Below are 17,852 nucleotides of genomic sequence, written 5' to 3'. Positions count from 1 at the left end.
CTGCCTTGACGAATGCAAGAAAATCATCGGTAGGCTCAAGCAAAGATCTGAGATTGTTTCACAGATACGCGAAATCATACTCGCCGAACCCGGTTATTTCCCCACCGCGACAGAAGTTGCACAGACATTGGAGTGCACTACCAGAACACTACGCCGAAAATTGTCTAATGACGGCACCAATTACCAAGCCATTCTCAACGAAATAAGATCAGAGATTGCCAAAGATTACCTAAAATCCAGCCTGCCCATCGAACAGATCGCTGGGATGCTCGGGTTTAGTGAGGCATCCGCATTTTCTAACGCCTTCAAGACCTGGGAATCGATTTCGCCAAAGGACTATCGCCTTAACAATCGATAATGCACCGGGTATATCTCCCCCCCTCTTCGACATAAATGGCATCAAAGCTGTCCGCTTTGATCAAGTCAGACCACCTTCATCATGTTAACAAGCTTGTGATCGGGATACTATTTATGAACGTCCGGTAATGATCTCGAATGATCTACGTAGGCAAAAATATATGATTGAAGGTGCATCTATGAATGGCTCAACTCCGCCTCAGCTCCCACTTCGAAGCCCCAAAGTGATGCTTATCGGTGCCGGTATGACCGGCATCCTGATGACCATCAAGCTCAGAGAAGCTGGCATCACCGACATCACCATTCTGGAGAAGAAGGAAAGCCTCGGTGGCACCTGGCGAGAAAATACCTACCCAGGTCTTGCCTGTGATGTACCGTCGCACATGTATACCTACTCCTTCGAGCCCAACCCTGAATGGTCTCACCTGTGTGCTTATGGCTCAGAAATAAGGGAGTACTTCGAGCGTGTGGGTCGCAAGTATGGCGTGACGGAAAAGATACTGTTCAATGAAGCCGTCACCCGTAGCATTTATGGCAAGGGCCAATGGACAGTCACTTCGTCCAAGGGCAACACCTATGTGGCCGATTTTATAATTAATTGCACCGGCATTCTGCACCACCCGGCGAAACCAGATATCAAAGGCATAGAAACCTTTGGTGGTGATATGTTTCATACCGCCGAGTGGAATCACACTGTCGATTTAACAGGTAAACGGGTTGGCGTTATTGGTACCGGCTCAACAGCAGCACAAGTTATTCCTGAAGTGGCGAAAGCCGCAGGTAAGCTTTCGGTCTTCCAGCGCACACCACAATGGATTTTTCCTTGGGCCAATAAAACTGTTTCGGAAAAATCTAAAAAAAAGCTGCGTGACAACCCAAACCGCGTACGGCGTCTAAGAGGCCTTTACGTCTGGATGATGGCGAATCTACTCACGAAAGCAACGGCTGGCCACCAACCTCAGCGCGCCATATTGAGCGCAGTTTGTCAGTTAAACCTCAAGCTGAGTATTAAAGATAAATCACTGCGCAAGAAATTAACCCCTGACTATGCGGTAGGCTGTAAGCGTCTTATTGTTAATAAAACTTTTTATAAGGCTGTCCAGCGTAACAATGTAGATTTAGTCACCGAAGGCATTGCTGAAATCACACCGAAAGGCATTAAAACACGCGATGGTAAAGAGCATGAACTGGATGCATTAGTTTTATCCACTGGCTTCCATAACTTTAACTTTATGCGACCTATGGACATGCGCGGCAAGGGGGGCTTGAAAATTGACGATGCCTGGTCAAAAAAGGTTCAGGCCTACCGCTCTATGTTTTTACCTAATTTCCCAAACTCCTTTTTAATGCTGGGACCCAACTCCCCTATTGGCAACTATTCGGTCATTGCCATGAGTGAAGTGCAATGCGCCTATATTCTCAAGATTATCGGTCACTGGCAGCAGGGTGAGTTCGACGAAATTGATGTTAAGCCATCGGCATTTAAAAGCTTTAATGAATACTTAAAAGCGGGCATGTCGAAAACGGTTTGGGTCGGAGGTTGCCAAAGTTGGTACCTAGATGATGATGGCGACCCTGCCCTCTGGCCATACACCTGGCAGCAGTGGGAAAAGGAAATGAAAGAACCGAAAATGGCTGACTTTATCACCGAAAAATTTCCTCCCAAAACGGAAAAAACTACCAAAAAGAACGAAGTTTCTGCGGCCGCGTAATCTCGATATATAGAATAAAAATCCAGTGCTATCGGATATTTTAACGCAGCCAAGTCAGAGGTAGGTAATGCAACTCAACGGTAAAAATAAACCCCAGCCAAACAGTCAACTGCCATTAACCGGCTTTCGTGTACTCGACCTTTGCGATCTTCGAGGGCAAAGCTGTGGTCGCATGTTGGCCGACCTGGGCGCAGAAGTCATTCTTGTAGAACCTCCTGAAGGTATGTTATCTCGACGCAGAGCACCTGTCGTCGATTCACAGAGTCTGTATTTCGCCACACACAATGCCAACAAATTCAGTGTGCAGCTAGACCTTGCAAGTCAGGAAGGAAAAAAGGATTTTCTCAAGCTTGTTCGCAGCAGTGACATGCTGATTGATGGCGGTGACAAAAGTGTTTGGGAAATGCTGAGTACAAGTCATTCCCAGCTACGAAGCATTTATCCTGACCTTATTATACTTTCGATCACGGATTTCGGGCTAAAAGGTCCCTATAAAGATTTCACTGCCACTGAATCCGTTCATATGGCGATGTCTACCGTTCTATCCCGATCCGGAACCAACGGCTCCCCTCCCCTGTTGCCACCTGGTGAGCTAGCGCTGGAAACCGCCGCCATTCAAGCGGCCTGGGTTGCGTTGCTGGCCTATTGGCAGAGATCACACAATGGCAAGGGAGATTTACTGGATTTCTCGATTAATGATGCGATAGCGCAAATCTTCGATCCAGGCGTCGGCGCAGCCGGGAGCGCAGCCGCTGGCCGCACAGCGATAGAGGTCGCCCCTCATGGCAGACCCGAAGTTAACTTCATACCCGGAAAATTGCCGTCTGTGGCCCTGCTCTACCCGATATTCAAATGTGCTGACGGCCATATCAGAACCTGTACTCTAAACCCAAGGCAGTGGCGAAGTATGTCTGAGTGGCTTGGCCCTGATCACCCGTTTACACACCCCAAGTTTGGGGCCCCTGCAAACCGTCTTCTGAATATTGATGGCATCAATAAATTATTGGCCAGCCTCTTCGAGAATCAGACCCGTGAGCATTTAGTCGCTCAAGGACAAAAGCGAGGCATACCCATTGCATCGCTCAATCTTCCCGGTGAAGTATTTGATAACGATCACTTTGACCAGCGCAACTTATTCACTAAAATCGACATCGGCGGAAAAAAAGCTAAAGCCCCTTCAGGTTATTTCTGTATCGATGGACGGCGAATAGGTATCAATACCCTGGCACCGAAACCCGGTGCCAATACTCAAGACCTTTTGTCGAGCGCGAAGGTGAAAGACGCTTTACCGGTAACCGGCGGAGAATCGAGAAAACCCTTAGGGGGAATATTAGTACTGGACCTTGGTGTTATCGTCGCAGGTGGTGATCTGGGACGGCTGTTTGCCGATCAGGGCGCAACCGTGATCAAAGTCGAAAACAAGGCCTACCCTGATGGACTTCGCCAGAGTATTGACAACAATCCCGTTCCCATCTCCTTTGCTCAAGCCAATCGAAATAAAAAATCGTTAGGTCTTAACCTGCGTAGCGATAAAGGAAAAGAGATTTTTTTACGCTTGGCCAAAAATACCGACGTAGTTATCTCCAACTTCAAACCCGGCACTATGGAATCCCTGGGGTTAGGTTATGAGGTATTAAGAGAGATCAACCCTGGCATTATTTGCGCCGAAAGTAGCGCAATGGGCAGCGCCGGCCCTCAGGCCAGGACCATGGGTTATGGGCCTTTGGTTAGGGCGAGCACCGCTCTGTCGGGCCTATGGCGATACCCTGAAAAAGAAATGGGCTTTGGAGACTGTGTAACCATCTTTCCGGATCACTTTGCCGCAAGAGTCACTGCAACAGCTATTCTGGCTAAACTTATTCAGCGACAGACAACGGCAGTGGGCGGATTTATTGATACGTCCCAGGCAGAGTGCATAATCAATGCGCTTGCCAGCGAATTCCTTCGAGAATCCATTGCACCTGGCTCATTAAAGCCAACGGGAAATCAGTCTGAATTTGATGCACCAAACAGCCTTTATCCCTGCGCAGGCAAAGATGAGTGGTGCGCAATTTCGGTAACCAATGATGATCAGTGGCAGGGGTTGTGCCGCGCTATGAACAGGGCCGACCTTGCCGACAATACGAATTACCAGACTACGGAAGGTCGACTCGAACATCGTATCGATATTGAGGGTATCGTCACCCGATGGTGCAACTCCAGATCCCCCTATGAGGTTATGAATCTTTGTCAGAAGCAGGGAGTACCCGCAGGAAACATGCTTCGTTTGTCAGAGTTCATAGAAAACCCCCACTACAATGCTCGGAATTTCTTTAGGAAGCTGCACCAACCCACAGCCGGACGAGCGATTGAAACCGAAAATGGCCCCGTCGCTTTTAGTGACAACATTCCGCCACCTCAGATTCAGCCCGCACCCGCCCTTGCTGAACATACCCGCGAATTAATGAGTACGCTTATTGGCCTGTCAGATATTGAGATTGACACATTAATCGCGAGTGGCGATTTAGAGATAAGGAAAAAAGAAGCAGGCGCAATCCAACAGAAGGTAAGAACACTGGCCATAAATTCAGTCATGAAAATTCTACTAAAATACCATGAACTTAAGCATTTTTTTAAGAGAGTGAACGATAGCAAACTGATGGATTGAAGATAGCAGGAGTACAAACAACCCCATGCCCATGGACATAAATTACGTTCGGCTACGGCTTGGAACCCAGTACTGGAACACTTTTAATATAACGCCCAATCATCTCCAGTGCACGCTTCGCATCCGGAACCAGAGGACTAAGGGTCTGAAAGACATGAAACTGGGCCTCAAAGACGTCCAGTGATACCGCAACTCCGGCAGCTTTGGCGCGCTCAACAAAGGCGATGATCTGATCAAAAAATATCTCAGCTCCCGCAACTTGCACATAAGTCGGCGGCAAGGTCGCCAAGTCTACGTCGGTGAAAACCAGGTCAGCGAGACTGGACACATTATAGCCTTGAGACTTCCGAGGCCTGTCTCCCTTCAGGTAGAGTGTTAACCAGGCCTGAAGTAACGCTTCGTCTAGCACATCATTTTCCGCATGGGTTTTTATACTGCCGGTGCTGCAACCCGGGTGTACCCATGGAGACAGGAGTACCAGAGCGTCGGGCTTTCGGTTACCCAATGAGTTAGCTAATGCCAGGGATGTGGCGACTGCCAGTGCGCCACCGGCGGAATCACCACTTAATAGCACCGGCGTGCTGGGGAAGGACTTCAATACCTGTCGGGTCACCGCCAGACAGTCCTGCTGTGCAGCAGGGTAGAGATGCTCCGGCCCCAGCCGGTAATCCACAGCCAGCACATGCGCATCGCTGCTTTCTGCCAATTGCGCCAAGGTATTCTGATAGCCCGCTACCGAACCGATAACATAACCACCACCATGAAAATACACCAGAATATGACGGGGTTCAGGCACGCCTTTGGGGCGGCACCACTGGCAGGCGACCCCGGCCAATGTCACAGTCTCGAATGTGACGTTTTTTTCTGCAGGAGAACGAATCTTCAGTGCACCCTGACGGTGTCGCAACCAGTCGATGGGTTTGCCCTTCGATTCGCTCGCCATTCTTTTTACCAGGCGACAGACGAACTCTGTCATCCAACGGCGCTGGATCAAACGTCCGGGTGAGTGCAACATGCTGAGAAGGGTGAGTAGAGAGAAACGAAGTACGTCCAGTATCGCCATATGCCCAGTCCTGTTTTACGTGTTTAGTCCGACAGTATTGCCATTGAGTATGGCAATCACACCTTCAAGTTTTTTACGCCTCGCTGGCCATATTTGCCTTATTTACTTTTCGACTAATGGCCAACCTTGGGTAAACTGTTAACGATATCGACGATTTGCTCCAGTAGCGCCATTCTTTCTTTCATTGTTTTTGCAATATCCAGGCGCAGGTTAAGGCTTGTGATACCGGCCTGCTTGTAGCTCATTAGTCTTGCGCGCACCATCTCCGCCGTTCCCAGTGCCTGGAATTCGTTGATCATTACATCGGGTATGCGCAGTGCAGCTTCCTCCCTTTTTCCTGCCAGCCAAAGTGCTTGTACCGCCTTGGTATCCTCCGTATAACCCGCTCTCTCGAAGGCCTTATTGTAGAAATTAGTGTCCGCTGAACCCATGGCACCTATCTGAAAGGCCAAGCCCGGTTTCCTGCTGGCAATTAGCCCTTCGACATCATCGCTGATACCGATCGTTACCGCGGCACCAAGGTCTATCTGCGACAGTTCTCGGCCGGCGTCCTTCGCGCCCTGCGCTATATAGTCCAGATGAGCGCCGGCATGAATCGGCGAGAAGCTTGTGCCCATCCAACCATCCGCTGCGGCACCGGTGTATTGAAGTGAACGAGGGCCGAGCGTTGCTAGATAGATCGGGATTTCAGCGGGTGCAAAGTCCAGACGCAAGGCTTTACCTTCTCCGCCGGGGCGGGGTAACACATGATGCTTACCTTCATAGATGATTTTTTCACCGGCAAAGGCCATACGGCAGATTTCAACGGTTTCCCTGAGGCGCGTCAATGGCTCGTTATAAGGTACACCGGCCAGGCCTTCAATGACTTGCGGGCCACTAGCACCTAGACCCAACAAAAAGCGACCCTTTGACAGCGCGTTTAAAGACAGGGCTGTCATCGCTATCATGCTGGGTGCTCTGGGCCCCACCTGCATTACACCGCTGCCTAACTTTATCTTGCTGGTACGCGCGGCAATAAACGCCAGACATGTCACCGCATCGGTGGACCATGCCTCGGCAGACCACACGCTGTCGATGCCTATTTTTTCCGCAAACTGGATGTATTCTATCGTTTCTTCAATGCCTATTTTTCGATAGTCACCAACTCCAATGGTTAGTTTCATCAGACTGTGCTCCTGAGGGTAACAACAATTTCCTCGAGCAAAGCGGAAGTTTCTTCGTTGACCGACAACGCCATCGGCGTCCCCGTCCCCGCAATTGCCAATGCTAATAGGGATTTGGCATACCTTGTTGAGCTCATGTGTCTCTCCACAATGATTCTCTTTCCCTTATTTTTTTTAGGGGCCATCGTTGCCAGCAACTTAAGCTCTCATTATTTGCCGATAGAAACAGGCTTCTCTTTTTTGAAAAATGCCATCGTCGCATTGATATGATCTTCGCTGGTGCTTGTAATCACTTGAATTTTAGCTTCCTGGTCAATCATATCGGTTAAACTGGATCTCGCTGCAGACCTCAAAACTTGCTTTCCAAACTTCTGCGCTAACGGAGCCCCCTGAGCCAACTTCTCAGCCCACCCCTGGGTCTGGTTTAACAGTTCATTGGCCGGCACAACCTTGTTCGCCAAGCCGTACTCGAGGCATTCTTGTGGCTCCAGACGCCCCGCTTCAACAAACAACTGCATGGCTTTCTTGTAACCCATGGCGTTCACCAGGTGGTAGCTGGCACCGCCATCGGGAATCAAACCAATCGGGGCGAATGCCAGATAGAAATAGGCATCATCGGCCATCACGGTAAAGTCACAGGTTATCGCTAACGCAATGCCAATACCCGCACAGGCGCCATTAACGGCAGAAATATAGAGCTTTGGGGATTGATCAATAGTCGTAAGGAATGGTTTATATTCCTTCAGGATGTGCGACTCAATGTCGTCGTGACCGCCCAAACCATCCATCAAATCAGCGCCAGCTGAAAAACCGCGGCCTTCTCCCGTCAGGATAATGACACGCACATCGCCGTCGGTCTCTGCCGTTTCGATAGCCGCCGTCAAGTCCATTCGAAGCTTCTCATTAAAAGCATTCATGGCTTTAGGACGGTTCAGTTTAATGGTGGCAACCCTGTTGGTCACCGTGTAATTAGTCGTCTCAAAATCAGTCATGGTTTTATGCTCCGTTAATCAATCCTCTTATCAGTCAAGGTTACTACTATAGTTTTCAGAAAAAATTTCACGACTGATAATCAACTTCATGATCTCGGAGCTGCCCGCCAAGATGCGGTTTATACGCGCGTCGGTGAACATATTACAGATAGGGTATTCCTTCATGTAACCCGCACCGCCGTGTAGCTGTACACCCAAATCAAGCATCTTCCACTCAATTTCAGTTGATTGAAGCTTCGCCTTGGCGGCCATATTAGGCGTTAGCCTTTCTTCATTGTGTTCCGCCACAAGATGATCAATAAAGACTTCCAGAATTTCAATCTCGGCATCCATCTCTGCCATTTTGAACTGTGTATTCTGCATATAGGACAGAGGCTTACCAAATACCTTCCTTTCCATAACGAATTCACGAGTAAGATTAAAGGCTCGGCGCGCACTGGCAATGGAACCCACAGCCGCGATCAACCTTTCTTCTGCGAGACCCTGCATCAGATAGAAAAAACCATTGCCCGGCTCGCCAAGAATATTCTCTTTAGGAATCTTGACGTTACTAAAGAATAGCTCCGCCGTGTCCTGAGCTTTCATGCCCATCTTATCGAGATTGCGTCCACGCTCAAAACCTTCCATGCCGCGCTCAACAATACAAAGAGTCATCGCGTGTGGATTATTCTCAGGGTCAGACTTACCCGCAACCACAACATAATCCGCATTGATACCGTTCGAAATATAGGTCTTGGAACCATTCAAAATGAAATGATCCTCATCTTCACACAAGGTTGTGCGCATACCTGCCAAATCACTACCGGCATCGGGCTCAGTCATAGCAATAGCCAGAATTTTTTCACCCGTTATGCATCCGGGCAAGAAACGCTGTTTCTGCTCGTCATTTCCAAAATGCTGAATATAGCTACCGACCAAACGGCTGTGCAACGTATTGAGCCATGACGCACACCCAACTCTGGCGGTTTCCTCAATGATGATTTGCTCAAAACGAAAATCCGTATCACCCATACCACCGTATTGCTCATCAGGCCAGATCATCAGAAATCCCTGATCGCCCGCCTTTGTAAAAGCCTCACGATCAACAATGCCCTGTTCCTGCCATTTTTCCATATTGGGAACAATCTCGGCTTCAAGAAACTTGCGATAAGTATCCCGAAACATATTTTGTTCTTCAGTAAATGTTCGCATATTTCACCTGATAGACTCTAAATAGCTGGCCAGTTTGTTTTTTTTTAAAGGTATCGGCGTCAGACATAATTTCTTCTTTCTATTATTTATAATTCTTAATAGGTTTCTATTTAAGTAGGTTTAACCCGCTCCATTACAAGCCGGCCAAACGTTCCTTAATCAGGGTATCCGCTTCAGACATAATACGGTCAATTAATTCTTTCACCGTAGGTACATCGTGAATCAGACCCGCCACCATGCCGCAAGACCAGGCACCCGCATCCATATCACCGTCTTTCATAATCTTTGGATAGCAGCCGGCCACTTCAGGAAGAATATCTTCGATTTTAATATCCGCACCTAGAGCTTTTTCTTTTTCAAGTAAGCGCCCAACCGCTGCATTGTTAAGTACGCGTTCGGTATTGCGCAATGGACGCATCACTAAGCGAGTATCTAATTCAGTCGCCGCTAAAATCGCTGCCTTCACATTCTCGTGGACAGGCGCTTCCTGAGTCACTATAAAACGCGTACCCATATTCATGCCTTCAGCACCCATTGCCAGCGAGGCAACCAGACTACGTGCATCGGCCATACCGCCAGAGGATACAAACGGAATACTCAGCTCATCCGCCGCTCTTGGCAGCAAAATAAAATTGGGAATATCGTCTTCACCCGGATGACCACCACATTCAAAACCGTCCACAGACACGGCATCACAGCCCACTGACTGTGCCTTGAGCGCGTGACGTACTGCAGTGCACTTATGAATCACAACAATGCCGGCTTCTTTTAAGGCTGGCATATAAGTCGCCGGGTTATTACCTGCTGTCTCAACAACCTTCACGCCGCCGTCAATCACAGCCTGAATTAGGCCGGGATAATCGGGGGGTGTCGTAGTGGGAAGAAAGGTGATGTTCACACCAAACGGCTTATCGGTCATGGTTTTGCAGCGAGCAATTTCTGCCGACAGCTTTTCCGGGGTGCCCTGCGTTAGGCCGGTAATAATACCCAGACCGCCCGCATTGGAAACCGCAGCCGCTAACTCGGCAAGACCCACATGGTGCATGCCACCCTGAATAATCGGATGCTCGATGCCCAACAACTCTGTAATACGTGTTTTCATTTCAATATCCTTGCGTCAAAGTAAAAAAGTTAATCAACACCAATCAGAATGACAACACTCCATCGATACATGATCTATCTGCTCAATATTATCGTGGGCGGAAAGTGGCTACCATGACGAAAGAGGCAAAACTTGATCAAAGCGGACACACGTCTAGTAGGCAGTTGTCTAGTAATCGGCTGTCTAGTAGACGCGGCTGCTCTGAGCGCGGGTTAATTGCCAGTAAAGACCGGTTTGCGCTTTTCGCTAAAAGCGCGAATCCCTTCCTGGCCATCTTTGGAGGCGGCCAACTCGACAATAGACTTCCCCTCTAATCCAAGTTGGGAGTGCAGGTCATTGTCAAAGCTTTGCAGCAACATCCTACGAACACCGCCAAACGCAGCTGTTGGTCCTTTGGCCAGTCTTGCGGCCATAGCCTGGGCTTTTTCCATAAGCTCTGAGGTTTCTACGACCTGATTAACGATACCCCAATCCAGCGCTTCTTCTGCAGACAGCTGGCGATTGGTAACCATCATCTCCTCCGCCCGGCGCAACCCCACTATCCGTGGTAAGTAATAGGTAGCGCCACCATCCGGGGTTAGTCCTGCTCCGGTATAGGCCATGGAAAAGCGCGCATCGCTGGCGGCTACAACGAAACTGCTGGCAAGAACCAGGGACAAGCCTCCGCCGAAAGCCACGCCGGTCACTGCTGTGACGACGGGTGCATTCATAGTAGACAAAAGCTCAATCGCCGGGTGGAAGTCCTGCAACATATCTTCCATGGCACTGGGAAGCGCCGCTCCGAAAGCAGCAAAGGCCCCAAGGTCTCCCCCCGCACAGAATATAGGCCCGGCACCGGACAACAAAACGGCGCGAGTTTCCGCGTCGTTGCTACACAGCTTTGCCACCTCATGTAACTCCGCGGAAAGGGTCGGATCGATAGTGTTGGCTTTTTCAGGTCGGGTTAGCTCGATATGAGCTACGCCGTCCTGCCTATCGAACTTAATACATTTAAAAGTCATAGTAATCTCTCTAAAAGTTTTTTCTAAAAAGGTGAGCGGGCAAACCCATCAAGGGCTGCACGCCAGTGCGAATAGAAGCTGCCTGTGAGTGAATATACTCCTAACACTTAGCCAACCATCTTTACTGTTATGAAAAGCCTTTTATGTGCCTAGGCCGCCAGTTTTTTGAATGCGCTGGCCGGCCCGGGTCTTTAGATAGGCGGCAATACGAAGAAAAAGCACAAGCAGCCCCATGACCGTGTACACCACGTCAATCGTTCTAACTGCACTGCTCAACGCATGCTCGGCATAGGTCGTCCAAATTACCGCCCAGAAATACCATATGCCCACCAAATGTAGCCAGCGCCAATGCTCAGGGCGCATTTTTCGGCGCACGGAAAAAAATGAGGTGACAGTCATAGCGATCAAAAAAATATAGCTAGCAATGCGTCCAATCAGGTCGACCGTGTTGTGTAATTGCTCCCCGTAATAGGAAGGGTGCAATGCAAATAACGCAGCGATGCATACCGCCTGCCAACCGAACCCAGCAGCGAAAGATAAGCCCGTGTAACGGCGGTTGCGAGCAAGCCATTTTGACACGCTACCGGGGAAAAGCTGTGTGAGGGCCGAAGTGACAAAGGCGATGAATATCCAGGGAGATGCGAGCTGTACCGACAGCCGAATCAGCTCGACGGTGGCCTCTGGCGTGGAGGTGCCAATCAAAACCAAGCCAGCCATCATGCAGGCGAAAGTCAGAGCCGCAATCAGGAAAAAAAGCGGCCAGCCGTTCAAAAAGTCGCGTCTGGTAATAGTGCTTTTCATGCCGAGTTACTCCTCATGAGCAATTCTCCTGTTCATGAGTTGCGTTGGCAGACTCTCAGAAGTGGATATTAAACTCCGCCCTTACCATGCGCTTAAAGCCCCAGTGAATTTGCTCCCCCGCGCCAAGATCCCAGCGAGCAGCTGCATAGCCTTCATCGGTGATGTTGTCCGCCGCGATCGCCAGGTCCCAGCGGCCGCTTTCCGCCGTGTAAGTCACTTTGCCATTGAGCAAGCCGTAAGCGTCTTCCACGTTAATAACGTCATCTGCCTGGTGGGCAAAGTCATCCGTCCAGGTGTACTGGGCGAACCAGTTGAGATCCCCGGCCAGGAAGCTGTGGTCGAAGTTAACCCCGGCTGAGAAAGTGTTCTCCGGTGCATAGGCCAGTTTATTGCCCTCCAAATCACCATCGGTAATCTCGGCATCGAGATAGGCATAGTTGGCCATCAGCACCAGATTCTCCACCAGTGAATAGGAGAACTCCATCTCAAGGCCCTTGGACTCAGCAGTCCCGGCGTTAGATATCACCTGGCCGTACGCAAGCGTTAAGCTCTGCATCTGTAAGTCGTCGTAGTCGGTGTAGAATACCGAGCCGCTCAGCTGAGCCCGGCCGTCTAACAATGTCGACTTGAGGCCAAGCTCATAGGCGATGCTGGTTTCGGGATCAAAGGGCACGATCGTGTCGCCCAGACGATCGCCGTTGGTGTCTGCTGCGCCGAGATTAAAACCACCACCTTTATAGCCTTTTGCTACACTTGCGAAAATCATCGCATCGTCGCCAATGTCGTACTGCGCTACAAGGCGCGGTGTCCATTCATCCCAGGTTTCATTACTGCACAACTCGCCGTCTGTCGCCCCACCTCCGAGTCCTATACTGTCTTCCAGTGTATTGGAACACCAGTCCTTGTCATCGTAACTCCAGCGCAGGCCACCTATCAGGGCTAACTTTTCACTCACGCTCCAGGTGGCATCTGCGTATACGCCATAAGACTCGTTGTCGGCATTATTCGCGATATGCGTGGCTAGGAGAGTACCGAAGCCAAGGGCGGTATCAATGATTTCGGTTCTGTAATCGGGGGCATCCATATCTTCAGAGTAATAACTCACCCCCGCGAACCAGGAGAGAGAATCTGAGCCACCAGAGAGCCGAAATTCCTGATACACAGTGTCCGCGCTATCTTCACTGTCAAAGGGGACTGTGAGCCCGCCGGTGATCGGGCCAAAAGCGGCATCAAAACCAGCATCATCTGCAGTGCCATCGGCGTCTTCATGAAAGCTGGCCTCTCCACTGCGCACATCAGTAATAGAAACCAATGTCAGCGAATCATTGATATCCCAGATAAGACGTATCCCAAAACCGTCATCCTCGACTTCCTCATAATTTGGATTGTTGAGTGCAAACTTGTCGGGATACTCCACCCCAGGCTCTGCGACATTGAGTGCAATGTTCGCGGCACTGGTATAGTTCGTCTCGGCGTTGCTGTAGTTGGCACGAAACAGGGCTTCAACGTTGTCAGTTACGTTCCAGCGAGCCATAAGGCGCACTGTATCGCTTTCCGTGTACATATCTTCACCACTGTTGATTTCTTCCCACATCCCTTCCCATTTCTGCCCCTGATAGGCGAGACGCAACGCAAAGGAATCACTGACAGCAAGATTACCCACAACTTCATACCGTTCCTGCCCCTCGTCACCCAGGGCAACTCCAAGCCTTAACTCATTCTCATCACCGGGCTTGTTACTTATCAAACTAATGGCCCCGGCAGACGAGTTGCGACCAAACAGAGTGCCCTGCGGGCCCTTAACCACTTCAATACGGTTGAGATCGAAGAACGTACCGGTGGCAAACATGTTGCGGCCCACATAGGCGTCGTCAAAAAACACACCTACCGAATGCTCTGAGCCAATGGTCCCGTCATTGCTGCTAATACCGCGAATCGCCCACGAATTTTGCGCAAGCCCGTAATCCGACCCAGTGAGCCCGGGCACCATGGGTATGAGTTGGGTAATGGTATTGATACCGGTTTTCTCAAGCATTTCTCCAGTGACTGCACTGATAGCAACGGGCACATCCTGGAGGTTCTGCTCGCGTTTTTGTGCGGTAACTACGACTTCCTCTAGTTGTGCGTACGCCGACATGGGCGCTATCACGCTGGATACGGCAATGGCTATAAGGGATTTTTGTATAACCTTCATATTATTTTTCATACGGATCTAGCCTCTATTGGAATAATCATTAATAATCGGCTGCAGTGTTTATTATCACGACGCTGCGGATACGCAATACTATCGTGGGCGAAAAGTGGCTTCCATGATGAAAGAGGCAGAACTTGATCAAAGCGGACGCGCGGCTATCGACACGGTATGGTCCGAAATATTAAATTGCACAACCATAGGCGTATAAAACAGATCAATGCATTGCGGTTACCAATAGTAATTATTAGGTTCGCTTGCACTTTTTAGGTACTAATGTAATGAACCATCCCCACCCACGCCGCTAGCCCGGCGGAGTCTTCCAGACTAGATTTAGTCTGATGGACCTTAACCTCGGATGGGAGATCGACATGACTATTAGTATGCTGGGCATTGATATTGCCAAGAACACTTTTCAACTCCACGGCGCCGATAATTCTGGCAAGGCTGTTCACAAGAAACGCCTGGCTCGGCGTGAGCTGGCCGCTCATGTAGCCAATCTGCCAGCATGCACAATTGTGATGGAGGTATGCGGAGGAGCCAACTACTGGGCGCGAATTTTTCAAGGCAGTGGTCATACCGTGAAATTGATAAGCCCTCAGTTTGTAAAACCGTTCGTTAAAACCAATAAGAACGACGCCAACGATGCGCTGGCTATTGTCGAGGCGGCCAGTAGGCCATCGATGAATTTTGTGCCGATCAAGCAGGTTGAAAAGCAGGACATCCAATCTATCCACCGAATACGCACTCGAACCGTCAAGAACCGAACAGCGTTGATCAATGAGATCAGAGGCCTGTCCCTGGAGTACGGTGTCGTCCTTATCCCTGGTGCCGCACGGGTCAAATCTTCACTGTGCGTAGCCATTGCCGACGGCGATAACGAGCTGACGCCCTCATCACGGGAATCCTTTCAGAGCCTCTATGAAGAGCTAGTCGATGTTGAAGCCAGGTTGAAAAACCTGAATACCAAGATTCGGCAATTATGTCGTCAGCATGAGAGCTGCCAACGCATACTGAAGATCCCGGGGGTTGGTGAACTGACTGCCACAGCCATTGTTGCCGCTGTCCCAGATCCAGGAGAGTTCCGTAATGGGCGCCACATGTCAGCCTAGTTAGGGGTGGTTCATATATGGCAATTAAACTATCGTTAATATAGACGCTCGTCCGCTTTGATCAAGTTTTGCCTCTTTCGTCATGGTAGCCACTTTCCGCCCACGATAATATTGAGTAGGTAGATCATGTCATGTCGGGTGACATGACAGAGCATGCAAAGCATTTGGAGATCACAGTTGGCCATACAAGTAACGCGGCGGGATTTTTTGAATGGTGTTGCGATTGGTGCGGGAGGAATATTACTGCAGTCATGTGGGGGCGACCTAGAGCCTTCTGCGAAGTTATTACCCGGAGTCCCCACGCAATTTAGCCCACCAGATGCCTCGGCTTACTACCCCCCTACACTTACCGGCATGCGGGGCAGCCACGAGGGGTCATTCGAAGTGGCGCATGCGCTTGCCTGGCGCGGTGAAAAGCCGTCCCAATACAAGCCTCTGGATGAACACTACGATCTGGTCGTTGTGGGCGCTGGCATGAGCGGCCTGGCCGCTGCCCATTTCTACCAGAAGAAAATGGGTCCCGATGCCAGAATCCTGATAATGGATAATCACGACGATTTCGGCGGCCACGCCAAGCGCAACGAGTTCCACCAGGGCGGCAGAATGATGTTAAGCCTGGGGGGCGCACAAAACCTGATGAATCCGGATAGCTATAGCAAAGCGGCTTCTAGCCTGATGCGCGCTATCGGCATCGATGAGGGATTCATTACCAGCATGGGCGCGAATACACCAGCAGACCAATTTCTGGGAGGTGAAATGACAGAGCCGAATGGGATCTCGCTTCCCGGGCCTGATGGTCATACGACATTGGCGGGCAGCTGGTTAGCCACGATATTCGGCGGCGAGGGCTACGAAAAATATGTGCGCACCCTACCCGTGCCCAGTAGCGAACAGGATAAGTTCATCGACTTCTTTGGCGGCAAGCGCGACTTTTTAGATGACATGTCACTCAGCAAAACGTGGAAATACATCAACACCGTTAGTTACAACCGCTTCCTGCTTGATCGCGTTAAGCTCGACGAAACGTCGCTGCCGGTGATGAACTCAATACTGGTGCACAATACAGGTATGTCCGGCTGGAACCTCAGCGTACTGGAGGCCATCACCCAGGGTGGCCCCGGCATAAATTCGCTAGGCTGGCTGGCCCGTACCTCTGCATCCATCGTCGGTGCATTCATCGACAGCCTGCTGAACGTCAAAATGTTTCCCGATGGCAATGCCTCCGTGGCCCGCCTTATCGTGCAGAATCTTGTGCCTGCAGTTGCGCCAGACATGCAGGGCCCAGAGGACGTTGCTGTTGCGCGATTTAATTACGATGCACTGGATCGCGCCAACCAGCCCACCCGTATTCGCTTGAACAGCACCGTGGTGGGTGCACGAGAGATTGATGGAAAGCATGTGGAGGTCGACTACGTGCAAAAGGGCCAGGCACTGCGTGTCACCGCCGACCACTGTGTCATGGCCTGCTACAACGCACTGATCCCACACCTCTGCCCGGAATTGCCAGAGGCCCAGAAAGAGGGGCTCCAATACGGTGTAAAAACCCCCTTCGTGTATGCCAACGTGCAGCTGGATAATGGCCTAGCCTACGATAAGCTGGGCGCACAGATATTCCAGTGCCCCCACGATCCGTTTCAATGGGTGAGCAGTGCCCCCGGCATGAGCGTCGGCGGTTACGAGCCTCCCCGGGGGCCGGATGACCCCATGGTGGTCTTCATGATGAACTCCCCCATGACCGAGGGACAGGAGCAGGGTTCCGGGCGCGACCAACTGCGCATGGGGCGCCATCGCGTATACAGCACACCCTTCGCCACTTACGAGCAGCAGATTCGTGATCAGCTGCAATCCATGCTCGGCCAGCACGGCTTCAACCACGAGCGCGATATTCGCGCCATCACCGTCAACCGCATCCCCCACGGCTACTCCTATCCCTACCTCGCTCTGGACGACCCCGAGTGGGAAAAAGGCGAGGCACCCCACGAAATTGGCCGCGCCCAATTCGGTCGTATCTCTATTGCCAATACGGACTCCGAAGCCATCGCACTGATGGATGCCGCCTTTGATGCAGCCTGGCGGGCAATTGAGGAGCAGACCGCCGGTAAATGAGCCGACCCGAGCTCGGAAGAAGTTCGGTGTTCGGTTTGGAGAAGCGCTTACAATTCTTTGGCTTACGCACAGGAAGCAGCGAAATTGATCTGGTGGAGGTTCGGGATAAACTCGGTTCGTGCGGTGCAGCGCAACACACCAATTTTTTCCCTTTATTTTTTAGTCGTTTACAAACTGTACGTCGTCAGCCAACTTGGGACCAATGGGCCCGATTTTTAAGAGACACTTTTCTGCCAGTTGCTTCTCCAGTCTAGCCTGCAAATCGCAGGTTGTGTAATTTTCGCTGATTCAGCGTGCGGGATTTGATAATCGCACGCTGCTCCAGAATGTCGTTTCTCCTACCCTGGTACACGTCAGCTGGTGTCACGTTTTCCAGTGATTCGTGATACCGCTCGTGGTTGTAATGGTTAACCC

At 50.6% G+C, this 17,852-nt stretch carries 14 protein-coding genes; 5 read left to right on the top strand and 9 right to left on the bottom strand.

From position 1 onward, the window contains the following. The 3 genes from EYC87_RS19270 to EYC87_RS19260 all read left to right on the top strand — a co-directional run. A partial coding sequence (locus EYC87_RS19270; RefSeq protein ID WP_279254335.1) for a helix-turn-helix domain-containing protein occupies nucleotides 1–358 on the top strand: 358 nt, incomplete at its 5' end. 160 nt (nucleotides 359–518) lie between these two features. Next, the gene (locus EYC87_RS19265) at nucleotides 519–2,069 is read left to right on the top strand and encodes a flavin-containing monooxygenase (protein ID WP_279254334.1); all 1,551 of its coding nucleotides are present in this window, start codon (nucleotides 519–521) and stop codon (nucleotides 2,067–2,069) included. Between the two features lie 67 nt (nucleotides 2,070–2,136). Further along, entirely contained in the window at nucleotides 2,137–4,716 is a 2,580-nt protein-coding gene (locus EYC87_RS19260) for a CaiB/BaiF CoA-transferase family protein (RefSeq protein WP_279254333.1), read from the top strand. A gap of 52 nt (nucleotides 4,717–4,768) precedes the next feature. Here EYC87_RS19260 and EYC87_RS19255 read toward each other — a convergent pair whose 3' ends face one another. The 9 genes from EYC87_RS19255 to EYC87_RS19215 form a co-directional block, all read right to left on the bottom strand. Next, entirely contained in the window at nucleotides 4,769–5,779 is a 1,011-nt protein-coding gene (locus EYC87_RS19255) for an alpha/beta hydrolase (RefSeq protein ID WP_279254332.1), read from the bottom strand. Between the two features lie 113 nt (nucleotides 5,780–5,892). Beyond that, on the bottom strand, nucleotides 5,893–6,942 hold the full coding sequence (locus EYC87_RS19250) for an LLM class flavin-dependent oxidoreductase (protein WP_279254331.1): 1,050 nt from the start codon (nucleotides 6,940–6,942) through the stop codon (nucleotides 5,893–5,895). Beyond that, nucleotides 6,942–7,079 carry a hypothetical protein gene (locus EYC87_RS19245; RefSeq protein ID WP_279254330.1) on the bottom strand — a complete coding sequence of 46 codons (138 nt, stop codon included), beginning with the start codon at nucleotides 7,077–7,079 and terminating at the stop codon, nucleotides 6,942–6,944. The genes EYC87_RS19250 and EYC87_RS19245 overlap by 1 nt, the downstream gene beginning before the upstream one ends. Before the next feature lie 72 nt (nucleotides 7,080–7,151). Further along, nucleotides 7,152–7,934, bottom strand: coding sequence for an enoyl-CoA hydratase/isomerase family protein (locus EYC87_RS19240; protein WP_279254329.1), 783 nt, complete (start codon nucleotides 7,932–7,934; stop codon nucleotides 7,152–7,154). 30 nt (nucleotides 7,935–7,964) lie between these two features. Next, nucleotides 7,965–9,125, bottom strand: a complete 1,161-nt coding sequence (locus EYC87_RS19235; RefSeq protein ID WP_279254328.1) for an acyl-CoA dehydrogenase family protein — start codon at nucleotides 9,123–9,125, stop codon at nucleotides 7,965–7,967. Between the two features lie 133 nt (nucleotides 9,126–9,258). Further along, complete coding sequence (locus EYC87_RS19230; protein WP_279254327.1) at nucleotides 9,259–10,227, bottom strand: NAD(P)H-dependent flavin oxidoreductase; 969 nt, start codon at nucleotides 10,225–10,227, stop codon at nucleotides 9,259–9,261. A 212-nt stretch (nucleotides 10,228–10,439) separates the two neighbouring features. Further along, nucleotides 10,440–11,228, bottom strand: a complete 789-nt coding sequence (locus EYC87_RS19225) for an enoyl-CoA hydratase/isomerase family protein (RefSeq protein ID WP_279254326.1) — start codon at nucleotides 11,226–11,228, stop codon at nucleotides 10,440–10,442. A gap of 141 nt (nucleotides 11,229–11,369) precedes the next feature. Further along, entirely contained in the window at nucleotides 11,370–12,029 is a 660-nt protein-coding gene (locus EYC87_RS19220) for a hypothetical protein (protein ID WP_279254325.1), read from the bottom strand. A 55-nt stretch (nucleotides 12,030–12,084) separates the two neighbouring features. Further along, nucleotides 12,085–14,235 (bottom strand): TonB-dependent receptor, encoded by a 2,151-nt coding sequence (locus EYC87_RS19215; protein WP_279254324.1) that lies wholly within the window; start codon nucleotides 14,233–14,235, stop codon nucleotides 12,085–12,087. 356 nt (nucleotides 14,236–14,591) lie between these two features. Between EYC87_RS19215 and EYC87_RS19210 the strand changes: the two genes are divergently transcribed. Both EYC87_RS19210 and EYC87_RS19205 read left to right on the top strand, forming a co-directional pair. Then, entirely contained in the window at nucleotides 14,592–15,332 is a 741-nt protein-coding gene (locus EYC87_RS19210; RefSeq protein WP_279254323.1) for an IS110 family RNA-guided transposase, read from the top strand. Between the two features lie 177 nt (nucleotides 15,333–15,509). Continuing rightward, nucleotides 15,510–17,438: an NAD(P)/FAD-dependent oxidoreductase gene (locus tag EYC87_RS19205; protein WP_279254322.1), complete on the top strand. Its 1,929-nt coding sequence runs from the start codon at nucleotides 15,510–15,512 to the stop codon at nucleotides 17,436–17,438. Nucleotides 17,439–17,852: the final 414 nt, after the last annotated feature.

Source organism: Candidatus Seongchinamella marina (genome assembly GCF_026262685.1).
GTDB lineage: Bacteria > Pseudomonadota > Gammaproteobacteria > Pseudomonadales > Halieaceae > Halioglobus > Halioglobus marinus.
This window is presented reverse-complemented; position numbering and strand designations above follow the sequence as displayed.